The following is a 9,344-nucleotide window of genomic DNA, read 5'->3' as shown; positions in this document are numbered from 1 at the left end:
TCAAGGTCTTCAACCGTCGTTCCATCACGGTCGACGAGGTCGTCGAAGACCTGCTCTCCTACGCCGAGCGCGTGCGCCCGATGGTCGCCGACACCTCGCTGCTGCTGAACGAGGCTCTGGATGCCGGCGACGTCGTCGTCTTCGAGGGCGGCCAGGCCACCATGCTCGACGTCGACCACGGCACCTACCCCTTCGTCACGTCGTCGTCCGCGACGGCGGGCGGCGCCTCGACCGGCTCGGGCGTCGGACCGAACCGCCTCGACCGGATCGTCGGCATCGTGAAGGCGTACACGACGCGCGTCGGATCAGGCCCCTTCCCGACCGAGCTGTTCGACGAGAGCGGCGACTGGCTGCGCTCGCGCGGCTTCGAGTTCGGCACGACCACGGGTCGTCCTCGCCGCGTCGGCTGGTACGACGCCCCGATCACGCGCTACGCGACGCGCATCAACGGCATCACCGACCTCGTGCTGACCAAGCTCGACATCCTCGGCGGTCTCGAGCAGATCCCCGTCTGCGTCGCGTACGACGTCGACGGTGTGCGCTTCGACGACCTGCCCGTCAACCAGACCGACTTCCACCACGCGAAGCCGATCCTCGAGTACTACCCGGGCTGGAGCGAAGACATCTCCACCGCGCGCACCTTCGACGACCTGCCGCAGAACGCGCAGGACTACGTCCTCGCGCTCGAGAAGATGAGCGGAACGCGCATCTCGGTCATCGGCGTCGGTCCGGCGCGCGACCAGGTGATCGTGCGACACAACCTGATCGACTGACATGCGCTTCTGGGTGGGGGCGTACGCGGGCGATGCGGGATCGGCCGAGGGCATCGGCATCCTGCAAGCCGGAGACGCCGATTCGGTCTGGGCATCGGGTCCTCTCGGCATGGTCGGCACCGCCGTGCCCGCGCCCGGCTCGGCGTCGTGGCTCGCCGCCCACCCGACGCACGACCTGCTCTATGCCGCGCTCGAATCCGACGGCACGGTGCAGGCCTACCGTCGCACGAGCGAGACGCGCCTGACCCCGGTCGGCCCCGCGATCGAGGCGGGGGAGTCGGTCTGCCACGTCGCGGTGTCGCCCGACGCGAGCTTCCTCGTCGCGAGCTGCTGGAGCGACGGAAGGGTCGTCCGCATCGATCTGGATGCCGCGGGCCGCCCGTCGCGGCCGGTGATCGCCGCCGAGGCCACCGACCCCTGGGGCTCCGACTCCGCGGAGAGCGGCGTCTCGACCGGAGCCCGCGTCTCGGGCGCCGTCGTTCCCGACCTCGCCGCCGCCGCGCGCGCCCTGCGCGAGGCAGCCGGCGACGAGTACGGCGACCTCGTGCCGGCCTACGACGCCGTGCCCGAGACCGACGCCGAGTCCGAGGAGGCCGCGATCGGCCCCCGCGTGTCGCGCACGCACCAGGCGATCTTCCTCCCCGGCGGTCTCGTCGTGACGACCGACATGGGCCTCGACCTCGTCCGGTTCTGGCGCTCGAGCAGCGACGGCCTGAGATTCGTTCAGCAGGTCGCGCTGCCGAAGGGCAGCGGTCCGCGCCACGGGCTGTGGCATCCGTCCGGTCACCTCTACGTCGTGACCGAGCTCAGTCGCGAGGTGTTCGTCCTGGCTCCGGATGCCGAGACCCGCTGGCGCGTCATCTCGGGGCAGCCGCTCCTCGGCAGCCTCGACACCGACACCGCGGCCGAGCTGTGCGCGAGCCGCGACGGCAGCACGCTGTACGCGGGGGTGCGCGGCAGCGACACGATCGGCGTGCTGGCCGTGCGCGGGGCCGGCGAGGCGCTGCAGTTCACCGCTCTCGCCGACGCGGGAACCCACTGGCCGCGGCACCACGTGGTCGTGAACGACACACTCCTGGTCGCCGGGCAGCTCGCCGACGAGATCGTCTCGCTCCCCCTCGATGCCCGCACCGGCGTGCCCGGTCGCGTTCGTCACCGCACCGCGTCGCCCTCGCCGACGCGGCTGCTGCCGATGCGCTGAGGTGGCACGCGAGGAGACCTGGATGCCGTTCGTCGACCTGCACTGCCACGGAGCACTCGGCCACGGCTTCGACGACGCCGACCTCGACGGCGTGCGCGCCGCGGTGGACCACCATCGCGCGCACGGGACACAGGCCCTGCTCCTGAGCCTCGTCAGCGCCCGCGTCGACCGCGTCGCGCGCCGTCTCAGCGAGTTGGCCGAGATGCTCCCCCTGCTTCCCGGAGTCGCGGGCGTGCATCTCGAGGGACCGTTCCTCGCCCCCGGCCGTCGCGGCGCGCACGACCCGGCGGCTCTGACCGTTCCCTCGTCGGAGGCCGCTGAGCTTCTGATCGAGGCGGGGGACGGCATCGTGCGCTCGGTGACGATCGCTCCCGAACTTCCCGGCGCGGGCGAGGCGATCGAGCGGTTCGTCGCCGCCGGGGTCGTCGTCGCGGTCGGCCACACCGAGGCCGACTACGACGCTGCCGCCGCGGCGTTCGATCGCGGCGCGCGCCTCCTCACGCACGCGTTCAACGCCATGCCGGGGCTCGGGCATCGGGCACCCGGACCGGTCGGCGCCGCTCTCGCGCGCGATCACGTCGTGCTCGAGGTGATCGCCGACGGTGTCCACGTGCACCCCGTCGTCATGCGGACGCTCTTCGACGCGGCTCCCGACCGCGTCGCGCTCGTCACCGACGCGATGTCGGCGACGGGGTTGGGGGACGGCTTCTACCGGCTGGGCGGACTGGACGTCGAGGTCCGCGACGCGCAACCCGTGATCGCGGGAACGGACACCCTTGCCGGCTCGACCCTGACGATGGACCGGGCCGTCGCCGCGGCCGTCTCCGCGGGAGTGCCGGAGGCCGTGGCGCGAGCGGCGGCCTCGACGGTCCCGGCCGGAGTGCTGTCGTGAGCGCTACTTCTTGGCATCCTGTCGCGGGATGACGATCTGCTTGATGATCAGCAGGACCGAGGCCGTCACGGGGATCGCGACCAGGGCGCCGAGCAGGCCGAGGAGTGTCCCGCCGACGAGTGCGCCGATCACGACGAGGGAGCCGGGAACCGAGATCGTCCGGTTCATCACGCGGGGAGTGAGGAGATATGCCTCGACCTGCATGTAGACGAGGTAGACGATCGCGAAGATGAGTCCGGAGGTCGGGCTCACGATCAACGTGAAGACCGTCGCGACCGCCCAGAACAGCACCGAGCCGACGAGCGGGATGAGCGTGATGCCGAACGCGAGCGCGGCGAGCAGGGCCGCGAAGGGCTGCTGCAGGATCGTCAGCACGATGAACGCGAACACGGCGTTGCACAGGGCGAGGACCACCATGCCGGCCAGGTAGCCACCGACCGAGTCGGTGATCTGTCCGGTCATGTCGGAGACCGTCGCGCGGCTGCGGGCGGGAGTCAGCCGAACGAGGCTGTTCTTCATCTTCGGCAGGGCTGCCAAGAAGTACAGGCTCAGCACGAGCACGATGATCGCTCCCGAGACGAAGGTGCCGATCGTGATGCCGACCTGCAGAAGGCCGCCGCCGATGGCCGCGATGTTCGTCGGGTTGGTGACGAAACTCTGCACCTCTTTGAGCACGTCGCCCAGGCTGTCGCCGAAATTCGCCTCGACCCAGCGGACGGCGTCGCTGCTGATGAGATCGTTGACGAAGGTCGGGATGTCGCCGACGAACTGCTCGACCTGCCGGACGACCGGTGGGATCAGCAACCACAGCGCCGCGGCCAGGATGACGGCGAGGCCGCCGAACACGATGACGATCGACCACGCGCGGGAGATCCCGCGGCGCACGAGCATGCGCACCAGGGGATCGAGCGCGAGAGCCACGAAAAGCGCGATCGCGATGTAGATGAGCACGGTCGACAGACTCGAGAGCGCGAGCCCGAGAAGGATCGCGGTGAGGCCGCCGAGGGTCAGGAAGAAGCCCGCCGCGTAGGGCCGTGAGATCGCGGACCAGACGGGACGGTCGCGCGAGGTGGATTCGCCGGCGTCGGCGCCTTCGGCAGTCGGGTCGGGACGCGTCGATCGGCTCATGGTCACACTGTAGGGGTCGGCTGAGAGCAGACGTCCCTGCGCGCGCCCGCGCGATAGTCTCGGATCGACTCGGGAGGACACATGACGGACGCCGACCCCACGACGATCCTGCAGAACCTGCGGGGCAGCATCGACAACATCGACGCCGCGCTCATCTTCCTGCTTGCCGAGCGCTTCCGGTGCACCAAGCAGGTCGGCGTGCTCAAGGCGAAGCACGGGATGCCGGCATCCGACCCCGCTCGCGAGGAGCAGCAGATCGCGCGCCTCATGCGACTCGCCGAGGACGCCGATCTCGACCCGGCCTTCGCCGAGAAGTGGTTCAACTTCGTCGTGGCGGAGGTCATCCGTCACCACCGCTCGGCTGCCGCGCACCCCGCGGACTGATTTTCGCTCGTCGTAGGGGCCTGGCGGCCTCGCCCCTCGCGCGAGATCGACGATCATGTGCTTACGGAGTGGATGTGAGCGACACCCTGGACGACGGATCGCTGCTTCTTCGCAACGCGCGGGTGTGGCGCAGACCGGACGAGAGCGTGTCCGGCCCGCAGGACGTGCTCCTACGCGGCGGTCGTATCGCCGGCATCGGGCTGAGCGCGAAAACGGATGGGGGCACGCCGGAAGTGGATCTCGCGGGCCGAGTGACGACCGCCGGCTTCTGGAACTGTCACGTGCACCTCACAGAGGCAGTGTGGTCTGAGCGATCTCGTGCGCACGCGCCGGGTCTTCAGTCCGCCATCGACGACATGATGCTCAGTCGGGGCTTCGTGACGGTGGTGGATCTGGGCTCGCTCCCGCGGACGACGAACGCCCTCATTCAAAGAATAGAGACGGGTCAGCTTCGCGGTCCCGCGATCGTGACCGCGGGTATCGGGATCCGGCCTTGGCGTGGCATCCCGTTCTACATGAGGGATCTCGTCCCCTGGTTTGCGCGATGGATGCTGCCCATGCCGTTGACCCGGGTCGGCGCTCGGTGGGCGGTTACCTCTCAACTGCGAACGGGGGCGGGCGTCGTCAAGCTCTTCACGGGCTCCTACGTGACCCCGGAGAGAGTGAAACCGATGCGTGCCGCGGTGGCGCGCGCTGCCGTCGAGCAGGCACACCGACAGGGGGTAAGAGTCTTCGCTCACCCGTCGAACCGGTCGGGAACAGCCGTCGCGCTCGATGCGGCTGTCGACGCGCTTGCTCACGTTCCCGATGACACAGAAGGTACGGCCGAGCTCCTGGCGGAGGCGGCGCGACGCGGGATGCGGATGATCCCCACGCTGCACATGTTCGCCTCCACGGTGAGATCGGACCCGGAGTATCTGCGCCCGATTCACGAGGCGCTGAGCGACTTCATCCGGCACGGGGGCAAGGTGCTGTTCGGCACCGACGTCGGCTACATGCCGGAACGGGACACTCGACCGGAGTTCGAAGCGATGGCGGATGCCGGCATGAGCGTCCAAGACATGCTTCGCGCATTGACCACCGAACCCGCTTCCTTCTTCGCCGACGAGGAGCGCGGTGCGGTCGACGTCGGCCACCACGCCGATCTGACGATCCTCGACACCACATCGGAGAACGTGCGGCCCGCGGATCTCGCCCAGATCTACGCAACCATCAGGGGCGCGAAGAGGATCTGGCCCGCCTCTTTCTTGTAGCGATTCCATTCCGCACCATTCCTCCCATTGCCCCCCTCCGTTGCCGCCCCGACACCCAACCGATGCGATGCGACACGCCCGGGACGACCGCGGTGTCGGCGGTGTCGGCACCCGCTGAGAGGGTGACGCACGCGCGCGCGTTTGCCACGCGGCATCCGGAATCGCAAGACGGTACGCGAACTTGCCAGTCGATCCATCAGCATGAAAACGTAGTGACGGCCCGGTTTTGGGCCGCCCACTCGACCAGTCCGCGGTCGTGGTGACGACTCGGGGGAGTCGACACCGCGAGCGTACGGTCGGCAGTCGGGGCCGCGGGATCCGACATCCCGCGCCAACGCGCTCCACCCCCCCTGAGCGCCGGCGACTGCCACCCGGGCGTGACCGATGCGGCCACCCGAGGCCGCCGAGGTGCACCAGTGACACATCCGCCTGCCCTTGCGCCGCGCCCTTCCGCGACGCCGGCTCTAGCCGCCAGGAATCTGTTCAAGGTCTTCGGACGCTCTCCGCAAGCCGCCGTCGAGAAGCTCCGCTCCGGCGCGCGCCGCGACGAGATCGCCGACCACGGGACCGCCGCCGTCATCGACGCGAGCTTCGAGGTCCAACCCGGCGAGATCTTCGTCATCATGGGTCTCTCGGGTTCTGGCAAGTCCACGATCATCCGCATGCTGAACGGCCTGCACGAGGCGACCGCCGGCACCGTCGAGGTGAAGGGCGACGCCCTCACCGGCGTCGGCCCCTCGCGTCTGCGGTCTCTGCGCCGCGAGCGCCTCGCCATGGTGTTCCAGCACTTCGCGCTCCTCCCGCACCGCACGGTGGCGGCCAACGTCGCCTACCCGCTCGAGCTCCGCGGCGTCGGCAAGGCCGAGCGCCTCGCCAAGGCCGACGAGATCCTCGCGCTCGTGGGTCTCGAGGGGTGGGGCGACAAGCTCCCGTCGGCCCTGTCCGGCGGCATGCAGCAGCGCGTCGGCATCGCCCGCGCGCTCGCCGCCGACACCGACATCCTCCTGATGGACGAGGCGTTCAGCGCCCTCGACCCGCTCATCCGCCGCGAGATGCAGGAACAGCTCATCGAGCTGCAGCGGACCCTGAAGAAGACGATCGTCTTCATCACCCACGACCTCAACGAGGCGATGTTCCTCGGCGACCGCATCGCCGTCATGCGCGACGGACGCATCGTGCAGATCGGCACGCCCGAGGACATCCTCACCGACCCCGCCAACGACTACGTCGAGCAGTTCGTGCAGGACGTCGACCGTGCGCGCGTCCTCACCGCCGGCAACGTCATGGAGCGTCCGCGTCCGCGCGTCGACGCCTCGGCCGGTCCGCGCACCGCGCTGCGGCAGATGCGCGACGCCTACATGTCGGCCGTGTACGTCACCGACCGCGACCGCAAGCCGCTCGGCATCATCACGGATCGGGATGCCATGAAGCTGGTCCGCGCGGGCGAGAGCTCGCTCGCGTCGAAGCTGCGTCCGCTTCCGCAGAGCGTCCGCGAGGACGACGTGCTGATGAACCTGTTCGTCCCCTCGGTCGAATCGCCCCTGCCGCTGGCCGTGCTCGACGCGGAGGGACGCCTGGCCGGCGTCATCCCGCGTGTCACGCTGCTCGCCGCCCTCGGCCCCGGGCCCAGCTCCACGGAGGAGATCACCGTGCTCCCGCAGCCCCTGCCCTCCGCCGAGATCGACGCGGTGCTCGACACTCCGGTCGCAGCCTCCGAGATCGAGGGGGTGCGCTGATGGATGGATTCCGTATCCCCGTCGGCTCGTGGGTCGACGCCGGCGTGGACTGGCTCCGCGACAACCTCTCCGGATTCTTCGACGTCATCGCCGTGACCGTTCGCTTCCTGGTCGGCGGGCTGAGCGACGTGCTGCTCGCCGCGCCGATCGTCGTCGTGATCGTCGTCGCGGCCCTGCTCGCGTGGCTCCTGCGCTCGTGGAAGCTCGCCCTCGGCACGGTGATCGGCTTCGCGCTCATCCTCGCGATGGGGCAGTGGGTCACCGCGATGCAGACGCTCGCCCTCGTGCTCGTCGCGACCGTCGTCGCGGTGGCGATCTCGGTTCCCCTGGGGGTCTGGTCGGCCCGGAACGCGACCGTTCGCGCGGTGCTCAAGCCGATCCTCGACTTCATGCAGACGATGCCCGCCTTCGTCTACCTGATCCCCGCGATCACGTTCTTCAGCATCGGCGTCGTGCCGGGTGTCGTCTCGACCGTCATCTTCGCGCTGCCCCCGGGGGTGCGTCTGACCGAGCTCGGCATCCGTGGTGTCGACTCCGAGACCGTCGAGGCGGGGCAGGCGTTCGGCGCGACGCCGGGACAGATCCTCCGCGGCATCCAGCTCCCGCTCGCGATGCCCACGATCATGGCCGGCGTCAACCAGGTCATCATGCTCGCTCTGTCGATGGCGGTCGTCGCCGGCATCGTCGGTGCCGACGGCCTGGGCAAAGAGGTCGTGCAGTCGATCTCGACGGTCAACCTGCCCAAGGGCGTCGAGGCTGGCCTGAGCGTCGTCATCCTCGCGGTCTACCTCGACCGGCTCACCGCGGCCCTCGGCAACCGCGCCGACAACCGCTCGTCGCTACTGGCGATCCTGGGCCGTCGTCGGGTCGCCGGATCGACGGATGCCACGGCTCGCCCCGCCGCTCCGGCACCGGAGCCGGCTGCCGAGGCGTCGGAATCGCGCACCCCGGTCTCGACCGGCGCCTGAGTCAGCGGCATCCCTCTCTCCCTCGTGAGGGGTCGGGTGCACCGCCCCCTCACGCGGAAGAACCAACGGAATCACGGACGAAAAGGAAGAGAACACAGCAATGAACAAGCGACACCTCACCAGTGCCCTCGCCCTCGGTGCCGTCAGCGCCCTCGCTCTCGCCGGCTGCGCCAGCGGCAACCAGGCCGAAGGCGGCTCGGGTGGCGACGACAGCAAGGGCACCATCACGCTCGGCTTCCTGCCCTCGTGGACCGACGGCCTCAGCACCGCGTACCTGCTCGAGGACCAGCTCGGCAAGCTCGGCTACACCGTCGAGATGCAGACCCTCACCGAGGCGGGTCCGCTGTACGCCGGTCTCGCGCAGGGCGACGTCGACATCTACCCGTCGGCCTGGCCCGAGCTGACGCACGCGGATTACATGGACAAGTACGGCGACAAGATCGACGACCTCGGCGCGTACTACGACAACGCCAAGCTCACGATCGCCGTCCCGAGCTACGTGGACATCGACTCGATCGACCAGCTCAAGGACAACGCCGCGCGGTTCGACGGCAAGATCTACGGCATCGAGCCGGGCGCGGGACTGACGAAGCAGACGCAGGAGGTCGCGATGCCGGGGTACGGCCTCGACGGCCTCGAACTCGTGACCTCGTCGACCGCGGCGATGCTCACCGAGCTCGACAACGCCATCGCCGCCCAGAAGGACATCGCGGTCACGCTGTGGCGGCCCTTCTGGGCGAACGACGCCTACGACGTCAAGGACCTCGCGGACCCGCAGGGGCTGATGGGCGAGCCCGAGGCCCTGCACTTCCTCGGCACCTCCGGCTTCGCGGAGAAGTACCCGGATGCCGCCGAGCTCATCGCCGGCATCACGCTCGACGACGAGCAGTACGGCTCGCTCGAAGACCTCGTCGTGAACGAGTACGGCGAGGGCAAGGAGCCCGAGGCCGTGCAGGCGTGGCTCGAGCAGAACCCCGGCGCGTTCTCGACGCAGCGCTGACGTGACGCG

Annotated in this window: 9 protein-coding genes; 8 read left to right on the top strand and 1 reads right to left on the bottom strand. The window is 69.5% G+C overall.

The window, feature by feature from the left end:
* The 3 genes from P2P98_RS07070 to P2P98_RS07060 all read left to right on the top strand — a co-directional run.
* The coding region (locus tag P2P98_RS07070; protein ID WP_275798497.1) for an adenylosuccinate synthetase at positions 1–773 on the top strand (773 nt) is incomplete at its 5' end.
* A gap of 1 nt (position 774) precedes the next feature.
* Positions 775–1,974 carry a beta-propeller fold lactonase family protein gene (locus tag P2P98_RS07065; RefSeq protein WP_275798495.1) on the top strand — a complete coding sequence of 400 codons (1,200 nt, stop codon included), beginning with the start codon at positions 775–777 and terminating at the stop codon, positions 1,972–1,974.
* Between the two features lie 22 nt (positions 1,975–1,996).
* Positions 1,997–2,866 carry an amidohydrolase family protein gene (locus tag P2P98_RS07060; RefSeq protein WP_275798493.1) on the top strand — a complete coding sequence of 290 codons (870 nt, stop codon included), beginning with the start codon at positions 1,997–1,999 and terminating at the stop codon, positions 2,864–2,866.
* 3 nt (positions 2,867–2,869) lie between these two features.
* Here P2P98_RS07060 and P2P98_RS07055 read toward each other — a convergent pair whose 3' ends face one another.
* Positions 2,870–3,994 carry an AI-2E family transporter gene (locus P2P98_RS07055; RefSeq protein WP_275798491.1) on the bottom strand — a complete coding sequence of 375 codons (1,125 nt, stop codon included), beginning with the start codon at positions 3,992–3,994 and terminating at the stop codon, positions 2,870–2,872.
* An 81-nt stretch (positions 3,995–4,075) separates the two neighbouring features.
* On the opposite strand from P2P98_RS07055, the gene P2P98_RS07050 reads away from it, so the two are divergent.
* The 5 genes from P2P98_RS07050 (at position 4,076) to P2P98_RS07030 (ending at position 9,335) form a co-directional block, all read left to right on the top strand.
* Positions 4,076–4,378, top strand: a complete 303-nt coding sequence (locus P2P98_RS07050) for a chorismate mutase (protein WP_058623337.1) — start codon at positions 4,076–4,078, stop codon at positions 4,376–4,378.
* Between the two features lie 251 nt (positions 4,379–4,629).
* Positions 4,630–5,631 (top strand): amidohydrolase family protein, encoded by a 1,002-nt coding sequence (locus P2P98_RS07045; protein WP_275798488.1) that lies wholly within the window; start codon positions 4,630–4,632, stop codon positions 5,629–5,631.
* A 416-nt stretch (positions 5,632–6,047) separates the two neighbouring features.
* On the top strand, positions 6,048–7,367 hold the full coding sequence (locus P2P98_RS07040) for a glycine betaine/L-proline ABC transporter ATP-binding protein (protein WP_275798487.1): 1,320 nt from the start codon (positions 6,048–6,050) through the stop codon (positions 7,365–7,367).
* Positions 7,367–8,335: an ABC transporter permease subunit gene (locus P2P98_RS07035; RefSeq protein WP_275798485.1), complete on the top strand. Its 969-nt coding sequence runs from the start codon at positions 7,367–7,369 to the stop codon at positions 8,333–8,335. The genes P2P98_RS07040 and P2P98_RS07035 overlap by 1 nt, the downstream gene beginning before the upstream one ends.
* A 100-nt stretch (positions 8,336–8,435) precedes the next feature.
* Positions 8,436–9,335, top strand: coding sequence for a glycine betaine ABC transporter substrate-binding protein (locus P2P98_RS07030; RefSeq protein WP_275798483.1), 900 nt, complete (start codon positions 8,436–8,438; stop codon positions 9,333–9,335).
* Positions 9,336–9,344 lie beyond the last annotated feature (9 nt).

Source organism: Microbacterium sp. Kw_RZR3, from assembly GCF_029222405.1.
Lineage (GTDB): Bacteria > Actinomycetota > Actinomycetes > Actinomycetales > Microbacteriaceae > Microbacterium.
The sequence above is the reverse complement of the archived record's forward strand: the minus strand, read 5'-3'. Positions and strand labels throughout refer to the sequence as shown.